The following is a 17,248-nucleotide window of genomic DNA, read 5'->3' as shown; positions in this document are numbered from 1 at the left end:
GTTAAGTAGTTTTCTTCCTTAAATCCTCTTTTCAATAGCCCATTCCTGGCGATATTGAGTAAATCAAGACTGAATTTGCGAATTTTATTTTTTTCTTCAGCTGATAATGTTTTTTGGGAAAATTGGCGACGGAGGGCTGGGTAGTCTTTACCATAATGCTGAAAGAAGTCCGCTTGTTCTAAATAATCTTCAAGCTCTGCTATTGCTACCAATAGACCAAGCTGAAAAGCTATGGGCGCAAAGGTACTATCTAGTGGCTGTGTACAAACGCTACGGCTCTCAATCGTCGCACGCCTCGTTAAAGTGTTGTAATGGTAAGCACGGTGAGTTTCAAGGTCAGATAGACACGGCTGTAAATAACTTTTTGAACTCGTGTGACCGACAGAATAAGCCTTTATTTCCTTTGAATCAATGTAGTTTTCTAACGATATTGGTGGGAAATAATAAACTTTTCCATCCCTATTAACAGTGAATAAAGATGTTTTTGTCAGATAATCCAATAATTCATCATCACTATGAAAATCATGCGGGAAAAGGCCAACATTTTCAGCAATACAACCGTGGAACGAGTGTTCCCAAAAAATATCACGAGCAATCGTCGTATCCCAGTCAGCACCATTAAAAACAGAATTAGAAAAGAGATAGGCTTTAGCAGCCTCTATTTTATTGAAAGCATTGAGAACACGCAGGTAATTGCTTGAAGTCACATCTAGTTGGACTTGGTTACTACAAATAAAGGCTCCGTAATCAGTAAAAGGGTGGTACCAATCAGTCGCGTCTTCGTTAGCTAAGGCTAAATAAGCCATCAACATCTGGTAGCGAGGTAACTTCACTGCAGAATTGTCATTTTTATCCCAGGCTGGATGAATCCCGACACCTTGGAGTTCATGGTCATGTTGTCCTAAAAACAACTGGACGGCTTTCAGATAATGTTGAAAACGGTCATCTATTTCTTGGATTGTTTTAGATTTCCCGAAGGCAAATTCGAGGATGTTGTAAGAGACTTCAAAAAGGATTCGGTCTTTTGTGCCTGGGTGATATAATTGTACAGGAGCACCGTCTGCATCATGTTGTTCAATCACCAGATGAAAGTGCTCCGCCAAGAAAATCATGAGGGCTTTACTGACCTCTATGTCAGTTTTCTGAGATAATCGATGGACAATGGGAAACTCCAGTTCAACACCGATATACAGGTCTCTTGTCTCCTTTAGAGGCGATAAATAAATATCTCTCAATGCCTTTTTTAACTTGTCCATTCACTTACCTCATCCATTGTTCAACTTACGAAATACAGCAGGGTAAACTTAGATGTTATTGATAAACTATCCTGACTACAACCCTTAATACCATTATAACATACAATACAAAAACGCCTGCTTACGAGAGATTTCTAAGTTAATTAAAAGTCTCTCGTAAACAAGCGTAACTAATCAATGATGATGAGTGTTACCGCTGGGACAGACCCAGCGGCAGACCAGAGCTAGACTAAGAAAGCAAGCTTTCCATCATCATAACACTCAACAAAATTGATGAATTAAACTAATTCGACGATTGCCATCGGAGCTGCGTCACCACGACGTGGCTCAGTTTTCAAGATACGAGTGTAACCACCGTTGCGCTCAGCATAGCGTGGTGCAATTTCTGAGAACAATTTCTGCAAAGCAGTTGTTGCAACGTATTTGTCAGTTGCTTCATCGTAGTTTTCAGATGCGATTTCGTTGCGAACAAAAGCTGCTGCTTGACGACGAGCATGCAAGTCACCACGTTTACCAAGGGTAATCATTTTTTCAACGGTTTTACGGATTTCTTTAGCACGAGCTTCAGTTGTCACGATTGATTCATTGATCAAAAGATCAGTTGTCAAGTCGCGAAGCATTGCCTTACGTTGTGAGCTAGTGCGTCCTAATTTACGGTAAGCCATGTTTTCCTCCTTAAATTATTTATCGTTTTTTAATCCCAGACCTAAATCATGCAATTTTACTTTAACTTCTTCAAGGCTCTTACGTCCCAAGTTACGTACTTTCATCATTTCAGTCTCTGATTTTTCTGTCAAGTCATAGACGGTGTTAATTCCCGCGCGCTTGAGGCAGTTATATGAACGAACAGACAAGTCTAATTCTTCGATGGTTCGGTCAAGTACTTTTTCGTCTGACACCACCTCTGTTTCTTTGAGAACATCCATGTTGTTAGCAATGTCCGTCAAGTCAGTAAAGAGGTTGAGGTGGTTAATCAAGACATTCGCAGATAGACCTAAAGCATCTTCTGGAATAATCGTTCCATTCGTTTCAATATCAATCGTTAACTTATCAAATCCATCGTTGCTACCAACACGGGCAGGTTCAACTTGGTAATTGACTTTCTTAACGGGTGTATAAATGGCATCAATAGCCAAGGTTCCAACTGGTGCGTCACCTTTTTTATTATTTTCAGCTGGTACATAGCCACGATCAGTATTAACTTTAAGAACCGCTTTAAAGCTAGCACCCTCTGCAATAGTAAAGAGGTAATGATTGGTGTTAATGATTTCGATATCGCTATCTGTCAAGATATCTCCTGCTGTAACTTCAGCGGGACCAACAATATCGAGTTCCATCGTTTTTTCCTCATCAACATGAGATTTAATGGCAAGACCTTTCAAGTTGAGGATGATCTGCATCACATCTTCACGAACACCTGGAACAGTATCAAATTCGTGGAGTACTCCATCAATCTTAATTGATGTCACTGCCGCACCTGGAAGGGAGGACAAAAGTACACGACGAAGAGAGTTTCCGAGAGTTGTGCCGTAGCCACGCTCAAGTGGTTCAATCACAAATTTACCGGAATTTTGGTTTTCATCAATTTTTGTTATTATTGGTTTTGCAAACTCAATCATTTAGTTACTCCCTCGAAACGAATTGTGTATAAAAAGCGATTATGACTTACACACGACGACGTTTCGGAGGACGAGCACCGTTATGCGGTACAGGAGTCACATCGCGGATTGCTGTTACTTCTAAGCCAGCAGCAGCAAGAGCACGAATAGCAGATTCACGACCTGAACCAGGACCTTTTACTGTTACTTCAACCGTGCGAAGTCCATGTTCTTGTGCAGCTTTTGCAGCAGCTTCGGAAGCCATTTGAGCCGCGAACGGTGTTGACTTACGAGAACCTTTGAAACCAAGGGCACCAGCTGAAGACCAAGCGATAGCGTTGCCGTGTACATCAGTAATCATAACAATAGTGTTGTTAAATGTCGCGTGAATGTGAGCAATACCTGATTCGATATTTTTTTTCACACGGCGTTTACGTGTTGGTTTAGCCAATTTATTTACCTCCTATTTTATTTTTTCTTACCAGGAATAGCAACTGCTTTACCCTTACGAGTACGCGCATTGTTCTTGGTGTTTTGACCACGGACTGGAAGTCCACGGCGGTGACGGATACCACGGTATGAACCGATTTCCATCAAGCGTTTGATGTTGAGGTTAACTTCACGACGGAGGTCACCCTCTACTTTGATTGCGTCTACTTCACGACGGATAGCGTCTTCTTGATCAGGGGTCAAATCTTTCACTCGGATGTCTTCAGAGATACCTGCAGCAGCCAAGATTTTCTTAGCCGTTGGCACACCGATACCGTAGACATAAGTCAATGAAATCACTACGCGTTTGTCATTTGGAATATCAACTCCAGCAATACGAGCCATGTTTTCTCCTTTCTATAACTATTTTAGCCTTGACGTTGTTTGTGTTTAGGGTTTGTTGGACAAATCACCATAACACGACCGTTACGACGAATAACTTTACAGTATTCGCAAATTGGTTTAACCGATGGTCTTACCTTCATGTTTTAATCCCTCCAATTATTTCGATTATTTAAAGCGGTATGTGATCCGTCCACGTGTTAAATCGTAGGGGCTAAGTTCCACAGTCACACGGTCACCGACAAGAATACGAATGTAGTTCTTGCGGATTTTTCCTGATACTGTCGCCAGAATTTTATGCCCATTCTCTAATTCAACAGTAAACATCGCATTAGGCATGGTTTCGACAACCTTACCTTCGATTTCAATCACATCTTCTTTTGCCACGCAAAAGTACCTCCTTAAATGTCGATTTGATGTCCCTTTTCTCAAAAGGGTAAATAATATAAGTCAGACTTATCAATTATATCACTGTTTATAGCGATTTGCAAGCCATATCTTCTGCTTATTTTAAAGTTTCTAGGACTTTTACGATCGACGCAAACACATCATCGATGTCTTGGTTGCCGTCAATGTCATGAACAAGATTTTTTGCACGATAATGTGCTAAAATCGGCTCTCCTTGAGCGATATTAACATCTAAGCGACGTTTGACCGTTTCTGGCTTGTCATCTTCGCGCTGGTAGTAATCGTCCTCGTTGTAGTCCCCAGCTGGTGGGTTGAATAGTTTGTGGAATGTGGCGCCAGTTTCTTTATGGATAATGCGGCCGCTGAGTCTCTCAACTAAGCTCTCTGGGGCAACATCAATGTTAATGACCCCATCCAAGCTTAAACCAAGCTCTGCCATGGCTTGATCAAGCGCTTTTGCCTGATCAAGTGTCCTAGGGTAGCCGTCCAAGAGAACGCCGTGTTCCTTGATGTCCCCTTCTGCCAAACGCTCTTTGACAATACCGTTAGTTACTTCGTCTGGAACGAGGTCACCTTTGTCAATGTAGCTTTTAGCTAACAGACCCAGTTCCGTTTTGTTTGCCATTGCCGCACGGAACATATCTCCTGTAGACACATGCTTAAGACCAAACGTATCAACAATTTTAGCTGCTTGAGTGCCTTTTCCTGCACCAGGCAGACCCATGATTAAAAGGTTCATCTTGTCTCCTTTATTATTTTGTTTTCAGATGAATCTGCCTTTATTGACAAACTCATCTGAAAACAAAATAGAGAGCGGGACAAGAAGCAACTGCTTCTAGCAGCGCTATTGTCGTCCCGCTTCTATGCAAGTTTCACGTTGTGACTGCCCAGTCTAACTCTAAACAATCTTTCATTTCTTGCACGATATTCTATTTTGAAATGCCTCTATTCAGCTGCGTTCATAAAACCAACGTAGCGCCGTTTGAGGAGATAGCCTTCCAACTGCTTCATCCCTTCAATTCCTGTTGAAATCAAGATCAGCAAACTCGTTCCCCCTAAGGCAATATTGGATGACAGACCGAAAATCTGTTGTGCCAAAATTGGACTGAGTGCTACAAAAGCAAGGAAAATCGCACCAATAGTTGCTAGTTTTTTCAACAAACTAGACATGTACTGTTCTGTCTCACGACCTGGACGTACACCAATGATATAAGATGCACTCTTTTGCAGATTTTCAGCCGTCTTTTCAGGGTTCACCTGCACAAAGGTGTAGAAGAATGAAAAGACGACAATCAAGACAGCGTAGAGTGCCATACCAGTTGGCGACTGATAAGACAAGGCTTCGCGTAGCTTGTCCATCCACGGCACAATCTGGTTCCCTCTTTGAAAGAAAGGCAGGATAGTTGTTGGTAGGGTCGTAATTGAACTAGCAAAGATAACCGGGATGACACCAGCAGGGTTTACCTTAAGCGGCAAATAAGAGCTGCTTGATGCCCCTTTTGTTAACTTGGTGTGCTGGATAGGAATCTTGTACTCGGCCTGTTGCACGAAAGTTGTAAAGAAAATAATCAACAAAGTCGCTAATGCAAAGGCACTAACATAAATGAGTGAGGTTTGAAGCTCATCTGATTTAATGTTGACAAAATAATCCTCATGGATCGTCCTAAAGGTGTTAGGAATAGATGAGATAATCCCTGAAAAGATAATCATGGATACCCCATTACCAAAACCTTTATCTGTGATTTGCTCACCTAGCCAAGTCACCACAACACTTCCAGCAGTCAGTAAACTACCAATCATCACATAGGTTTGCCAGACGGGCTTGTCAATCAAGGCTACACTTGAAAGAGCATTAAAACCAGCAGTAATACCAATCGATTGGGCGAATGCCACAAAGAGCGAAATGTAGCGAGTTGCTTGATTCAGCTTACGACGACCGACCTCACCTTGTTTACCCCATTCCACAAACTTGGGAACGATGTCCATCTGTAAAAGCTGGACAACAATGGAAGCTGTAATGTAGGGACTAACCCCCATCGAAAAGATAGAGAAATTCGTCAATGCATTACCAGACACCAAGTTCAACATGTTTAGAAACGGAAGATCTGCTAATTGCTCCAAACTCTTAACATTGACGCCTGGTACAGTGATATGAGTTCCCACGCGAAACACAAAGATGATAAAGAGTGTGAAAGCAATTTTCTTGCGAACATTCTTTAGCTTCAGGGCTTCAAAGAGTAATTTGAAAAACATAAGAAGTACCTCGCTTAGATAACTTCTACTGAACCACCTTTAGCAATGATTGCTGCTTCAGCAGATTTTGAGAATTTCGCTGCTTTCACAGTGAGTTTTTTGGTCAACTCGCCATTGCCGAGAATCTTAATACCTGATTTCTCAGCCTTAACGATGCCACGATCAATCAAGACAACTGGGGTTACTTCTGTGCCATCTTCAAAAACGTTAAGTACATCAAGGTTCACCAAGGCATACTCTTTTGCATTGATGTTGGTGAAACCACGTTTTGGCAAACGGCGGAACAATGGAGTCTGACCACCCTCGAAGCCTGGGCGAACGCCACCACCGCTACGAGCTTTTTGACCTTTTTGACCACGGCCAGAAGTTTTACCGTTACCTGATGAAGTACCACGACCAACGCGGTTGCGAGTTTTACGAGAACCTTCTGCAGGTTTCAATTCATGAAGTTTCATTTATTTTTCTCCTTTTTTAAAATGCTAGCGCTTCTCATCTGTGAAGGATACGCAGACCAGAAACTCGCCGATAAAACGGACTTGAAGTCGCCAGAAATCCTAGCGACTGAGTCCTATATACATCGAGACGACTATTTTTATCAAAAATTGGTCGCCTCGCAAAGGGCATCGCCCTCAGGCTTTTTACTGATTAGATTTCTTCTACTGTCAACAAGTGAGAAATTGCAGTAATCATGCCACGGATAGCAGGGTTATCTTCTTTGATAACAGTGCTATGTAATTTGCCAAGTCCAAGAGCAACAGCTGTTTTACGTTGCTCAGGTTTGCGTCCGATTGGAGACTTGGTCAAAGTAATTTTAAGTTGAGCCATGATAATCTCCTTTCTTATGCTAAGTCAGACACTGAGATGCCACGAAGAGCAGCTACTTCTTCAGCACGCTTCAATTGTTTCAAACCTTCAACAGTCGCACGAACGATGTTGATTGGAGTGTTTGAACCAAGTGATTTAGACGTGATGTCCGCAATACCTGCCAATTCGACAACGGCACGTACAGCTCCACCTGCAGCAACTCCAGAACCTTCAGCAGCTGGTTTCAACAAGACACGAGCGCCTCCAAAATCAGAGTAAACTTCGTGAGGAATTGTTGTTCCAACCATTGGCACATCAATAAGGTTTTTCTTAGCGTCTTCAACAGCCTTACGAATTGCTTCTGGAACTTCTTGAGCTTTACCAGTACCAAAACCAACACGGCCGTTACGATCACCGACAACCACGAGAGCTGCAAAGCGAAGACGACGTCCACCTTTTACAGTTTTAGAGACACGGTTGACAGCAACCAAACGCTCTTCAAGTTCGGCTACGTTTTTTTCAAATGCCATTATTAAGTATCCTCCTATTAGAATTTCAATCCGTTTTCACGGGCTGAATCAGCCAAAGCTTTCACACGTCCGTGGTAAAGGTATCCACCGCGGTCGAAGACCACTTCAGAAATACCTTTAGCAGCTGCACGTTCAGCAACGAGTTTACCAACAACAATGGCTTGTTCTGTTTTTGTTCCCTTAGAAACAGCTTTGTCAAGAGTTGATGCACTTGCGAGCGTTACACCCGCTACGTCATCAATTACTTGAGCGTAGATGCCTGTATTAGAACGGAAAACGTTCAAACGTGGGCGTTCTGCAGTTCCAGAGAGTTTTCCGCGAACGCGACGGTGGCGTTTTTGGCGGATTTTATTTTTATCTGGTTTAGAAATCACAATTTTCACCTCTTACATTTTTTGTGCCCTAGGGCATGTTTAATAGACATAGCCGAGCGATTTAGTCAAGAAGACTGACCACTCGATTAGGCTATTATTTACCAGTTTTACCTTCTTTAAGACGAACGTATTCACCAACGTAGCGGATACCTTTACCTTTGTAAGGTTCTGGCGCACGCAAGCTACGCACATAAGCTGCTGTTTGACCAACAACTTCTTTGTTAATCCCTTCAACAGAGATTGAGGTAGGGTTCGCAACAGTGAAAGTAATACCAGCTGGTGCTTCAACTTCGTCTTGGTGAGATTTACCAAGTGAAAGAACCAATTTAGTTCCTTGCAGTTGTGCACGGTAACCAACCCCTTTGAGTTCAAGATCTTTTTTGAAACCTTCAGATACACCAACAACCATGTTGTTAAGGTTGGCACGGCTAGTACCGTGGATAGTTTTCATTTCTTTTGAATCATTTGGACGGTGCAGGCTCACTTCGTTACCTTCAACACGAATCTCGATATTTGTGTTGAACTCACGAGTCAATTCACCTTTAGGTCCTTTAACAGTTACTAAGCCAGCATTTTGTGAGATTTCTACACCAGCAGGCAAAGTAATGATTTTTTTACCAATACGTGACATATTCTTTTATTCTCCTGTTAGATTATCAAGCCACTCAAAGCGACTAGTTTTCACGGGGGTGGATTAGAGTAAACCTAGCTTCTCTCTAAAAGCTTTGACAAACTCCTGATATTCTGTCAATACATCAATAGCAGCAGGACTATAGCCAATTTCACCTAAAAGAGACACGAGATCATCTTTTGATAATTCAGCCAAGGCGTCTTCTGCAACAACCAATTTTTCATTCAATTCAGTCGCTGTCATACTTTTCTTCAAAACCAATTTCCTCTCTATTTAGCTGACCTGTTAATCAGCTAAACTGAACACAAGCCACTACCTGTGCAAAAGTGATAAACTCTCCTAGAAACCAAGGTTTCTGCGTCAAGTTTCCTATTTTTGCTTTGGTAGCTTTATGCTCTTTGTATCTTGATTTTACCAAACGTAGGCAATCACTTCTCCACCAACGTTCTTTTGACGAGCTTCTTTATCTGTCAAGAGACCTTCTGAGGTAGAGATGATAACGATACCGAGTCCATTAAGGACACGTGGAATGTCGTCACGTTTTGAGTAAACGCGCAGACCTGGTTTTGAGATACGTTTCAAGTTTGTGATAACGCGCTCACCGTTAGCACCGTACTTCAAGAAGACACGGATGATGCCTTGCTTATCGTCTTCGATGATTTCGATGTTTTTCACAAAACCTTCGCGTTTCAGGATTTCAGCAATCCCCTTTTTGATGTTTGATGCAGGCACTTCAAGCACATCGTGCTTAGCCATGTTGGCATTACGAATGCGAGTTAAAAAGTCTGCAATAGGGTCAGTCATAACCATTTTATTTTTCTCCTCTTACTAGTAGTTTGCAAGACGCACTTGCTAGTTAATGATGCCCGATTGGGCAGGGGGTTAAATGCAGCTAGTGCTGTATTTAACTCAAGCAACAACCGATTTTTTTGTGGTTGTTTAACGCTCTCACATCATGTGATTACCAAGACGCTTTAGTGACACCTGGAATCTGACCTTTATGTGCCAATTCACGGAATGCGATACGGCTCAACCCAAATTTGCCCATATAAGCATGCGGACGACCTGTCTCACGGCAACGATTGTGAAGACGAGTTGGAGATGCATTACGAGGTAATTTAGCTAAACCTTCATAATCACCAGCAGCTTTCAACGCAGCACGTTTTTCAGCATAGCGATCAACAATCTTTTGACGTTTTGCTTCACGAGCAACCATAGATTTCTTTGCCATTATTTTTACCTCCTATATTATTTAGCGAAAGGCATACCAAGGCCTTTTAGCAATGCACGTCCTTCTTCGTCAGTGTTTGCTGTTGTAACGATAACGATGTCCATACCACGAACTTTATCAACATCGTCAAAGCTAATTTCTGGGAAGATTAACTGCTCTTTGACACCAAGTGTGTAGTTACCACGTCCGTCAAATGATTTGGTTGGAACACCGTGGAAGTCACGAACACGCGGAAGTGAAACAGTTACCAACTTGTCCAAAAATTCGTACATGCGTTCACCACGAAGGGTAACTTTTGCACCGATGGCTACGCCCTCACGAAGACGGAAGCCGGCGATTGATTTTTTAGCTTTGGTGATCAGTGGCTTCTGACCTGAAATAAGTGCCAACTCAGCAGCAGCTTTCTCAAGGTTTTTAGCGTTAGAAGTCGCATCACCCACACCCATGTTAAGAACGATTTTCTCGATCTTTGGCACTGCCATGATAGATGGGTAGCTAAATTGTTCTGTCAAAGCAGGAACAACTTCTTTAAGGTATTTTTCTTTTAAACGATTTGCCATGTTACTTCTCCTTTCCTTCGTGATTAGTCAAGCAGCTCGCCTGATTTCTTGTTGTAACGAACTTTTTTGCCGTCAACAAACTTGTAACCAACACGACCAGCTACGCCGTTTTTGTCCAAGACTTGAACGTTTGAAACATGGATAGCTGCTTCTTTTTCAACAACGCCACCTTGAGGGAGGTCGTTGTTTGGTTTTTTGTGTTTTTTAACAAGGGCTACGCCTTCAACGATAACCTTGTTAACTTTTGGAAGTGCGCGAAGAACAACGGCTTCTTTGCCTTTGTCTTTACCAGCGATTACGCGAACTTTGTCGCCTTTTTTTACAAACATGTTTTTCTCCTATATTTTCTTACGCCCTAACGGGCACCCTGCGACTAGCGCAGGGGACTACGTTTGTTTGAAATTAAAGTACTTCTGGTGCCAATGACACAATCTTCATGAAGCCACCTTCACGCAATTCACGTGCAACTGGTCCGAAGATACGAGTACCACGAGGGTTTTTGTCCTCACGGATGATAACGGCAGCATTGTCGTCAAACTTGATGTATGAACCATCTGGACGACGGGCACCCGTTTTTGTACGTACGATAACAGCTTTGACAACGTCACCTTTTTTAACAGCGCCACCAGGAGTAGCTTGTTTTACTGAAGCAACGATAACGTCACCGATGTTAGCGAATTTACGACCTGAACCACCAAGAACTTTGATAGTCAAGATTTCGCGAGCGCCGCTGTTGTCTGCAACTCTCAGACGAGATTCCTGTTGAATCATTCCAATGTTCTCCTTTCAGGCTTAGATAATGACAGCTTCTTCAACAACTTCTACAAGGCGGAAGCGTTTTGTAGCTGACAAGGGACGAGTTTCCATGATACGAACGATGTCGCCTTCTTTAGCAACATTGTTTTCGTCATGGGCTTTGTATTTTTTAGAATAGTTGATACGTTTACCATAAACTGGGTGGTTACGTTTGGTTTCAACTACAACAGTGATGGTTTTATCCATTTTGTCAGACACGACACGTCCAACAAGAACTTTACGGTTATTGCGTTCCATTGACATACTCCTTCCCAATTTATTAGTTCAACTCAGATTGCACCGTTTTGATACGGGCAATTTGTTTTTTGACTTCTTTCAAACGAGCTGTTTTCTCTAATTGACCAGCTGCTGCTTGGAAACGAAGGTCAAATAATTCTTTTTTGAGTTCGTTTTCTTTTTTAGCAAGCTCTTCTTGAGAAAGACCACGAAGCTCTTTGACAAATTCTTGAATTTCTTTAAGTTTCATTGCCTTCTCCTTATTCTGCGTCGCGCTTGATAAATTTCACTTTAACTGGTAATTTGTGACCAGCAAGACGGAAAGCTTCGCGAGCGATTTCTTCAGAAACACCTGCGACTTCAAACATCACTTTGCCACGTTTCACGGGCGCTACCCAACCTGCAGGTGCACCTTTACCAGAACCCATCCGCACACCGATTGCTTTTTCAGTGTATGATTTGTGAGGGAAGATTTTGATCCAAACCTTACCACCACGTTTCATGTAACGGGTCATAGCAATACGAGCAGCTTCGATTTGGCGGTTGGTGATCCATGAGCTAGTTGTTGCTTGAAGACCAAATTCACCAAAGTCAACTTGTTTACCGCCTTTAGCTTCGCCGCGCATTTTTCCGCGGAACTCACGACGGTGTTTGACACGTTTAGGTACTAACATGTGTTATTTACCTCCCTTAGTGTTTTTGCGAGCTGGCAAGACTTCACCACGGTAAATCCAAACTTTTACACCTAGTTTTCCGTAAGTGGTGTCAGCTTCTTCCCAAGCATAATCGATGTCTGCACGAAGGGTGTGAAGCGGAACAGTTCCTTCAGAGTAACCTTCGCTACGGGCAATATCAGCACCGTTCAAACGACCTGAAACCTGAGTTTTAATTCCTTTTGCACCGGCACGCATCGTCCGTTGGATAGCTTGTTTTTGAGCACGACGGAAAGCCACACGTTGCTCAAGTTGCTTAGCAATGTTAAGGCCAACCAAGTGAGCATCAAGATCAGGTTGTTTGATCTCAATGATGTTGATGTGGACTTGTTTGCCAGTCAATTTGTTCAATTCAGCACGCAGAGCGTCAACGTTGCTACCAGACTTACCGATAACCATACCTGGTTTAGCAGTGTGGATAGACACGATAACTTTGTTCACTGCACGCTCAATTTCGATTGTTGAAATTGATGCTTCAGCAAGCTCTTTGTTGATGAATTTACGGATTGCAAGATCCTCGTGGAGGTAATCTGCGTATTCTTTATCAGCGTACCATTTGGCATCCCAGTCACGGATGATACCAACACGCATACCAATTGGATGTACTTTTTGACCCACGTTCTTACCTCCTTATTTTTCTGACACAACCACTGTGATATGGGTTGTGCGTTTGTTGATTGGTGAAGCTGAACCTTTGGCACGTGGACGGAAACGTTTCATTGTTGGTCCTTCGTTTGCAAATGTTTCAGAAATCACCAAGTTAGCTTTCTCTAAACCGAAGTTGTTCTCAGCGTTAGCGATAGCTGAGTTCAAGACTTTCAGGATGATACCAGCTGCTTTGTTTGGTGTGAATGTCAAGATAGCGATGGCATCCGCAACATGTTTGCCACGGATAAGGTCAAGAACAAGACGTGTTTTACGAGGTGAAACACGGACTGTACGAGCCATTGCTTTAGCTGAAGTAATTTCTGCCATTGTCTCCTCCTCCTATTATTTACGACGTGTTTTCTTGTCGTCTGCCGCGTGACCTTTGTAGGTACGAGTTGGTGCAAATTCACCAAGTTTGTGACCTACCATGTCCTCTTGGATGTATACAGGCACGTGTTTACGACCATCATATACAGCGATTGTGTAGCCGATAAAGCTTGGGAAAATCGTTGAACGACGTGACCAAGTTTTGATAACTTTTTTCTTCTCGTCGTTAGCTTGAGCTTCAACTTTTTTCATCAAATGCTCATCGACGAAAGGTCCTTTTTTAAGACTGCGTCCCATTTTGTAATGTTCTCCTTTAAAATATGTACCACAGCGGCCTGGGAACTGGGCAGAGTCACAAGACCATGTTCAATGTCCAGACGATGCGCAGTTGATTGGAAATTTCGACGTAGCGAAGCTACTAGAAACTGCAATCAACTACTGCGCCAAACTGGCATTTCAATCAAACGATGACCTTGGAACTTCAAGTCCAGTAGAAACCCTACCGAGCTGGCGGAAATCCTGAGGTTGAGTTGTTCTTGTTGCTTTTTGGATAACCAATCAGTCTTTTCAAGCTCAACCCACAGCTAGATAACGGAATTAACTCTTAGCTTATTTTTCGTTGCGACGACGAACAATCAACTTATTAGAACGTGCTTTTTTGTTACGAGTTTTAAGACCAAGAGCTGGTTTACCCCAAGGGGTAGATGGCGCTTTTCGACCAACCGGTGCTTTACCTTCACCACCACCGTGTGGGTGATCGTTAGGGTTCATAACAGAACCACGAACAGTTGGGCGGATGCCTTTCCAACGGTTACGACCTGCTTTACCGATGTTAACGAGTGAATGTTCACCGTTACCAACTGTACCAATAGTCGCACGGCAAGTTGACAAGATCATGCGCACTTCGCCTGATTGCAAGCGAACAAGGGTGTACTTACCTTCGTGACCCAATACTTGCGCAGAAGTACCAGCGGCACGAACTAATTCACCACCGCGACCTGGCTTCAACTCAATGTTGTGAATCACTGTACCAACTGGGATGTTAGCAAGCGGCAACGCGTTACCTGTTTTAATGTCCGCTTCGGGACCAGAAACGATGCGTTGACCTACTTCCAAGCCTTTTGGCGCAATGATGTAAGCTTTAATCCCGTCTGTGTAATGAACCAAAGCGATGTTTGCAGAACGGTTTGGATCATACTCGATGGTCTTAACAATTGCTTCAACATTGTCTTTGTTACGTTTGAAGTCAATCAAACGGTAGTGGCGCTTGTGTCCTCCACCGTGGTGGCGAACTGTGATGCGGCCAGCGTTGTTACGGCCTGCTGTTTTCTTCAGTGAAACAAGCAAGCTTTTCTCTGGTTTGTTTGTTGTGATGTCAGCAAAATCCAAAGAAGTCATGTTACGACGGCCATTTGTCGTTGGTTTATAAATTTTAATACCCACGTGATTTCCTCCTTAGATTATTCCGCTTCAGCAGCAAACAACTCGATCGCTTTTGAGTCAGCTGTCAACGTCACGATTGCTTTTTTCGTTTTGCTAGTGAACCCTGCGTAACGACCAACGCGTTTCGCTTTTGGTTTCACGTTAACTGTGTTGATAGTTGCTACTTTAACACCGTCAAAAGCAGCTTCAATCGCTTGTTTGATCAACAATTTGTGAGCGCGAGTGTCAACTTCAAAGGTGTATTTACCTGCTTCAAGAGCAACCATAGACTTCTCAGTAATCACTGGCTTTTTGATAACGTCATACAAATTCATTAGGCAAGAACCTCCTCGATGGTAGAGATTGCTTCTTTAGTAACAAGAAGTTTGTCTGCGTTAACGATGTCAAGCACGCTTGCTGTTTTAGCTGTTGCCACTTTAACACCTGGGATGTTACGAGCTGACAATTCAGCGAATTTGTTACCTTCTTCAAGGATAACAAGCACTTTTGAATCGATAGCAAGAGCTGCAAGCACGTTTGCAAATTCAGCAGTTTTTGGAGCTGCGAATGAAAGGCTATCTACAGCGACAAATTTCTCTTCAGCCACTTTAGCTGAGTAAACTGATTTCAAAGCAAGGCGACGCATTTTTTGCGGCAATTTATAGCCGTATGAACGTGGAGTTGGTCCGAAAACCACACCACCGCCACGCCATTGTGGTGAGCGGATTGAACCTTGACGGGCACGTCCAGTTCCTTTTTGGCGCCATGGTTTGCGACCACCGCCTGATACGGCTGCACGGTTTTTAACCGCGTGTGTACCTTGGCGAAGGCTAGCACGTTGGCTGATGATCACATCAAAGACAACTGATTCATTTGGCTCGATGCCGAACACCGCTGGGTTAAGCTCGATGGAGCTCAACTCTTTACCAGTTTGGTCGAATAATTTTACATTTGCCATGTTAACTGATTTCCCCTTTCCTTATTATTTAGCAGCTTTGACTGCTGATTTAACGATGATAAGAGATTTCTTAGCACCTGGAACGTTACCTTTAATCAAAAGAACGTTTTTCTCTGGAATAACTTGTACGATTTCAAGGTTTTGAATCGTCACACGGTTGCCACCCATACGGCCTGCAAGGTTTTTACCTTTGAAGACACGGTTAGGCGCTACAGGACCCATTGATCCTGGACGACGGTGGTAACGAGAACCGTGAGCCATTGGACCACGAGATTGACCGTGGCGTTTGATGACACCTTGGAAACCTTTACCTTTAGATGTACCAGTAACATCTACAACATCTCCGGCAGCAAATTGCTCAACGGTAATTTCTTGACCAACTTCCAAGCCTTCAATGTTTTTGAATTCACGAATGAAGCGCTTAGGAGTCGTGTTTGCTTTTGCAGCGTGACCTTTGGCAGGTTTGTTGCTCAATACTTCGCGTTTGTCATCAAAACCAACTTGGACAGCTTCGTAACCGTCTGTCTCAAGAGTTTTCACTTGAAGCACCACGTTTGGTGCTGCTTCGATGACAGTAACAGGGATAAATTCACCAGTTTCAGTGAAGATTTGAGTCATTCCCACTTTTTTCCCTAAGATTCCTTTTGTCATGAGAACATGTTTCCTTTTCAGATTTTATTAAAAAGTTTTTAATGAGCGTTTTTCATGCTCAAAAAAGTTTTTTAGGAGCGTTTTTCGTGCTCCGTCTCATCAAATTAAAGTTTGATTTCGACATTTACACCACTTGGCAGATCAAGTTTCATCAAGGCGTCAACTGTTTTTTGAGTTGGGTTGATGATGTCAATCAAGCGTTTGTGAGTACGCATTTCGAACTGCTCACGAGAGTCTTTGTACTTGTGAGTCGCACGAATAATCGTGTAGAGGCTACGCTCAGTTGGAAGTGGTACTGGACCAGCAACTGTCGCACCAGTGCGAGTAGCTGATTCTACGATCTTTGCAGCTGCTGTGTCAAGAGTACGGTGTTCGTACGCTTTCAAGCGGATGCGGATTTTTTTGTTTGCCATCTTTGTCTCCTTTTCGTCTATATAAGATATAGGCTAGCTCCCCAAGAAAACCAACACGAGTTGCGTGGCAATGCAACCGAGCGTGTCGCAACCTCTTGGCTCAAGGCTAAGGCTGTTTTTTTACAGCACTCCTAGTATTCTACCAGATATGCTAGGAGATTGCAAGAGTTTCGACTTGTTTTTTTACAAAAAATATAAAACAACCTGCTTCTAATTAAAAAGACTCACTGACTAAGTCAGCAAGTCATTGTTTGACCTTCTCCCAACTAATCCTGATAAAACAAGATAGTACTGAGGTGCTTCACAAAGTGCGTTCTAAAGGCGAGTTGCAATCGGACAGTATCGTAACTAAGCTCTGGAAAATTATTCAGTAGTTCTGTAAGAACATATTGCCCTTCTGTGTCCCAGTCGCTAATCAGCCACAAGTTCTTAGCATATAAGGCTCGCATATGTTGGACAATCGCTTGAACCTTTGAATAATGGAGTTCTAAAGTAGAAATAGTAGAATAAGTGTAATGCATGGTTTTCTCCTTTTGATGTTGATGGTTTAATTATAGCGACTGTTAAAAAGAAAAAACAGGACAAAACCGTCCTGTTTAAACTGCTAT

32 protein-coding genes are annotated in these 17,248 nt (G+C 42.8%); all 32 read right to left on the bottom strand.

Annotated features, from left to right (window positions below; all coding sequences use genetic code 11):
* Positions 1-1,256, bottom strand: a 1,256-nt coding sequence (locus ACERC7_RS03830; protein ID WP_373666181.1) for a gamma-glutamylcysteine synthetase, incomplete at its 3' end; no start/stop codon positions are given.
* Positions 1,257-1,534: 278 nt separating this feature from the next.
* Positions 1,535-1,921 (bottom strand): 50S ribosomal protein L17, encoded by a 387-nt coding sequence (gene rplQ / locus ACERC7_RS03825; RefSeq protein ID WP_373658540.1) that lies wholly within the window; start codon positions 1,919-1,921, stop codon positions 1,535-1,537.
* A 15-nt stretch (positions 1,922-1,936) separates the two neighbouring features.
* Positions 1,937-2,875: a DNA-directed RNA polymerase subunit alpha gene (locus tag ACERC7_RS03820; protein ID WP_018368218.1), complete on the bottom strand. Its 939-nt coding sequence runs from the start codon at positions 2,873-2,875 to the stop codon at positions 1,937-1,939.
* Positions 2,876-2,921: 46 nt separating this feature from the next.
* Positions 2,922-3,305, bottom strand: coding sequence for a 30S ribosomal protein S11 (gene rpsK, locus ACERC7_RS03815; protein ID WP_018368217.1), 384 nt, complete (start codon positions 3,303-3,305; stop codon positions 2,922-2,924).
* A 17-nt stretch (positions 3,306-3,322) separates the two neighbouring features.
* Positions 3,323-3,688 carry a 30S ribosomal protein S13 gene (gene rpsM, locus ACERC7_RS03810; protein ID WP_018368216.1) on the bottom strand — a complete coding sequence of 122 codons (366 nt, stop codon included), beginning with the start codon at positions 3,686-3,688 and terminating at the stop codon, positions 3,323-3,325.
* A gap of 23 nt (positions 3,689-3,711) precedes the next feature.
* Positions 3,712-3,828: a 50S ribosomal protein L36 gene (gene rpmJ, locus ACERC7_RS03805; RefSeq protein ID WP_000868345.1), complete on the bottom strand. Its 117-nt coding sequence runs from the start codon at positions 3,826-3,828 to the stop codon at positions 3,712-3,714.
* A gap of 25 nt (positions 3,829-3,853) precedes the next feature.
* Positions 3,854-4,072 (bottom strand): translation initiation factor IF-1, encoded by a 219-nt coding sequence (gene infA / locus ACERC7_RS03800; RefSeq protein WP_018368215.1) that lies wholly within the window; start codon positions 4,070-4,072, stop codon positions 3,854-3,856.
* 118 nt (positions 4,073-4,190) lie between these two features.
* Complete coding sequence (locus ACERC7_RS03795; protein ID WP_373666180.1) at positions 4,191-4,832, bottom strand: adenylate kinase; 642 nt, start codon at positions 4,830-4,832, stop codon at positions 4,191-4,193.
* Between the two features lie 206 nt (positions 4,833-5,038).
* Entirely contained in the window at positions 5,039-6,346 is a 1,308-nt protein-coding gene (secY, locus tag ACERC7_RS03790; protein ID WP_373666179.1) for a preprotein translocase subunit SecY, read from the bottom strand.
* A 14-nt stretch (positions 6,347-6,360) separates the two neighbouring features.
* Entirely contained in the window at positions 6,361-6,801 is a 441-nt protein-coding gene (rplO, locus tag ACERC7_RS03785) for a 50S ribosomal protein L15 (RefSeq protein ID WP_373666178.1), read from the bottom strand.
* Between the two features lie 190 nt (positions 6,802-6,991).
* On the bottom strand, positions 6,992-7,171 hold the full coding sequence (gene rpmD / locus ACERC7_RS03780) for a 50S ribosomal protein L30 (RefSeq protein WP_018368211.1): 180 nt from the start codon (positions 7,169-7,171) through the stop codon (positions 6,992-6,994).
* A 14-nt stretch (positions 7,172-7,185) separates the two neighbouring features.
* Complete coding sequence (gene rpsE / locus ACERC7_RS03775; RefSeq protein ID WP_018368210.1) at positions 7,186-7,680, bottom strand: 30S ribosomal protein S5; 495 nt, start codon at positions 7,678-7,680, stop codon at positions 7,186-7,188.
* Between the two features lie 17 nt (positions 7,681-7,697).
* Positions 7,698-8,054 (bottom strand): 50S ribosomal protein L18, encoded by a 357-nt coding sequence (rplR, locus tag ACERC7_RS03770; protein WP_026216602.1) that lies wholly within the window; start codon positions 8,052-8,054, stop codon positions 7,698-7,700.
* A 94-nt stretch (positions 8,055-8,148) separates the two neighbouring features.
* The gene (rplF, locus tag ACERC7_RS03765) at positions 8,149-8,685 is read right to left on the bottom strand and encodes a 50S ribosomal protein L6 (protein WP_373660162.1); all 537 of its coding nucleotides are present in this window, start codon (positions 8,683-8,685) and stop codon (positions 8,149-8,151) included.
* 63 nt (positions 8,686-8,748) lie between these two features.
* Complete coding sequence (locus ACERC7_RS03760) at positions 8,749-8,940, bottom strand: hypothetical protein (protein WP_373658529.1); 192 nt, start codon at positions 8,938-8,940, stop codon at positions 8,749-8,751.
* Positions 8,941-9,096: 156 nt separating this feature from the next.
* A complete protein-coding gene (rpsH, locus tag ACERC7_RS03755; RefSeq protein ID WP_373658527.1) occupies positions 9,097-9,495 on the bottom strand; it encodes a 30S ribosomal protein S8 in 399 nt (132 codons plus the stop codon).
* Between the two features lie 151 nt (positions 9,496-9,646).
* Positions 9,647-9,916, bottom strand: a complete 270-nt coding sequence (gene rpsN / locus ACERC7_RS03750; RefSeq protein WP_018368205.1) for a 30S ribosomal protein S14 — start codon at positions 9,914-9,916, stop codon at positions 9,647-9,649.
* Positions 9,917-9,933: 17 nt separating this feature from the next.
* Positions 9,934-10,476, bottom strand: coding sequence for a 50S ribosomal protein L5 (gene rplE, locus ACERC7_RS03745; RefSeq protein WP_018368204.1), 543 nt, complete (start codon positions 10,474-10,476; stop codon positions 9,934-9,936).
* A gap of 23 nt (positions 10,477-10,499) precedes the next feature.
* A complete protein-coding gene (rplX, locus tag ACERC7_RS03740; RefSeq protein WP_373666177.1) occupies positions 10,500-10,805 on the bottom strand; it encodes a 50S ribosomal protein L24 in 306 nt (101 codons plus the stop codon).
* A gap of 73 nt (positions 10,806-10,878) precedes the next feature.
* Positions 10,879-11,247, bottom strand: coding sequence for a 50S ribosomal protein L14 (gene rplN, locus ACERC7_RS03735; RefSeq protein WP_018368202.1), 369 nt, complete (start codon positions 11,245-11,247; stop codon positions 10,879-10,881).
* A gap of 21 nt (positions 11,248-11,268) precedes the next feature.
* A complete protein-coding gene (gene rpsQ, locus ACERC7_RS03730) occupies positions 11,269-11,529 on the bottom strand; it encodes a 30S ribosomal protein S17 (RefSeq protein ID WP_000440801.1) in 261 nt (86 codons plus the stop codon).
* Positions 11,530-11,551: 22 nt separating this feature from the next.
* Positions 11,552-11,758: a 50S ribosomal protein L29 gene (rpmC, locus tag ACERC7_RS03725; RefSeq protein WP_018368201.1), complete on the bottom strand. Its 207-nt coding sequence runs from the start codon at positions 11,756-11,758 to the stop codon at positions 11,552-11,554.
* Between the two features lie 10 nt (positions 11,759-11,768).
* Positions 11,769-12,182: a 50S ribosomal protein L16 gene (rplP, locus tag ACERC7_RS03720; protein ID WP_018368200.1), complete on the bottom strand. Its 414-nt coding sequence runs from the start codon at positions 12,180-12,182 to the stop codon at positions 11,769-11,771.
* Positions 12,183-12,185: 3 nt separating this feature from the next.
* Positions 12,186-12,839, bottom strand: a complete 654-nt coding sequence (gene rpsC, locus ACERC7_RS03715; RefSeq protein WP_018368199.1) for a 30S ribosomal protein S3 — start codon at positions 12,837-12,839, stop codon at positions 12,186-12,188.
* 12 nt (positions 12,840-12,851) lie between these two features.
* The gene (gene rplV / locus ACERC7_RS03710) at positions 12,852-13,196 is read right to left on the bottom strand and encodes a 50S ribosomal protein L22 (protein WP_018368198.1); all 345 of its coding nucleotides are present in this window, start codon (positions 13,194-13,196) and stop codon (positions 12,852-12,854) included.
* A 15-nt stretch (positions 13,197-13,211) separates the two neighbouring features.
* Entirely contained in the window at positions 13,212-13,493 is a 282-nt protein-coding gene (gene rpsS, locus ACERC7_RS03705; protein ID WP_000533766.1) for a 30S ribosomal protein S19, read from the bottom strand.
* A gap of 312 nt (positions 13,494-13,805) precedes the next feature.
* On the bottom strand, positions 13,806-14,639 hold the full coding sequence (rplB, locus tag ACERC7_RS03700; protein ID WP_373658522.1) for a 50S ribosomal protein L2: 834 nt from the start codon (positions 14,637-14,639) through the stop codon (positions 13,806-13,808).
* A gap of 17 nt (positions 14,640-14,656) precedes the next feature.
* Positions 14,657-14,953, bottom strand: a complete 297-nt coding sequence (locus ACERC7_RS03695) for a 50S ribosomal protein L23 (RefSeq protein ID WP_018368196.1) — start codon at positions 14,951-14,953, stop codon at positions 14,657-14,659.
* Positions 14,953-15,576, bottom strand: a complete 624-nt coding sequence (rplD, locus tag ACERC7_RS03690; protein ID WP_018368195.1) for a 50S ribosomal protein L4 — start codon at positions 15,574-15,576, stop codon at positions 14,953-14,955. Before rplD ends, ACERC7_RS03695 begins: the two co-directional genes overlap by 1 nt.
* Positions 15,577-15,600: 24 nt before the next feature.
* The gene (gene rplC, locus ACERC7_RS03685; protein WP_373658521.1) at positions 15,601-16,227 is read right to left on the bottom strand and encodes a 50S ribosomal protein L3; all 627 of its coding nucleotides are present in this window, start codon (positions 16,225-16,227) and stop codon (positions 15,601-15,603) included.
* A gap of 104 nt (positions 16,228-16,331) precedes the next feature.
* Positions 16,332-16,640: a 30S ribosomal protein S10 gene (gene rpsJ, locus ACERC7_RS03680; RefSeq protein ID WP_018368193.1), complete on the bottom strand. Its 309-nt coding sequence runs from the start codon at positions 16,638-16,640 to the stop codon at positions 16,332-16,334.
* Between the two features lie 266 nt (positions 16,641-16,906).
* The gene (locus tag ACERC7_RS03675; protein WP_018368192.1) at positions 16,907-17,161 is read right to left on the bottom strand and encodes a hypothetical protein; all 255 of its coding nucleotides are present in this window, start codon (positions 17,159-17,161) and stop codon (positions 16,907-16,909) included.
* Positions 17,162-17,248: the final 87 nt, after the last annotated feature.

Source organism: Streptococcus sp. E17BB, assembly GCF_041807725.1.
Lineage (GTDB): Bacteria > Bacillota > Bacilli > Lactobacillales > Streptococcaceae > Streptococcus > Streptococcus entericus.
This window is presented reverse-complemented; position numbering and strand designations above follow the sequence as displayed.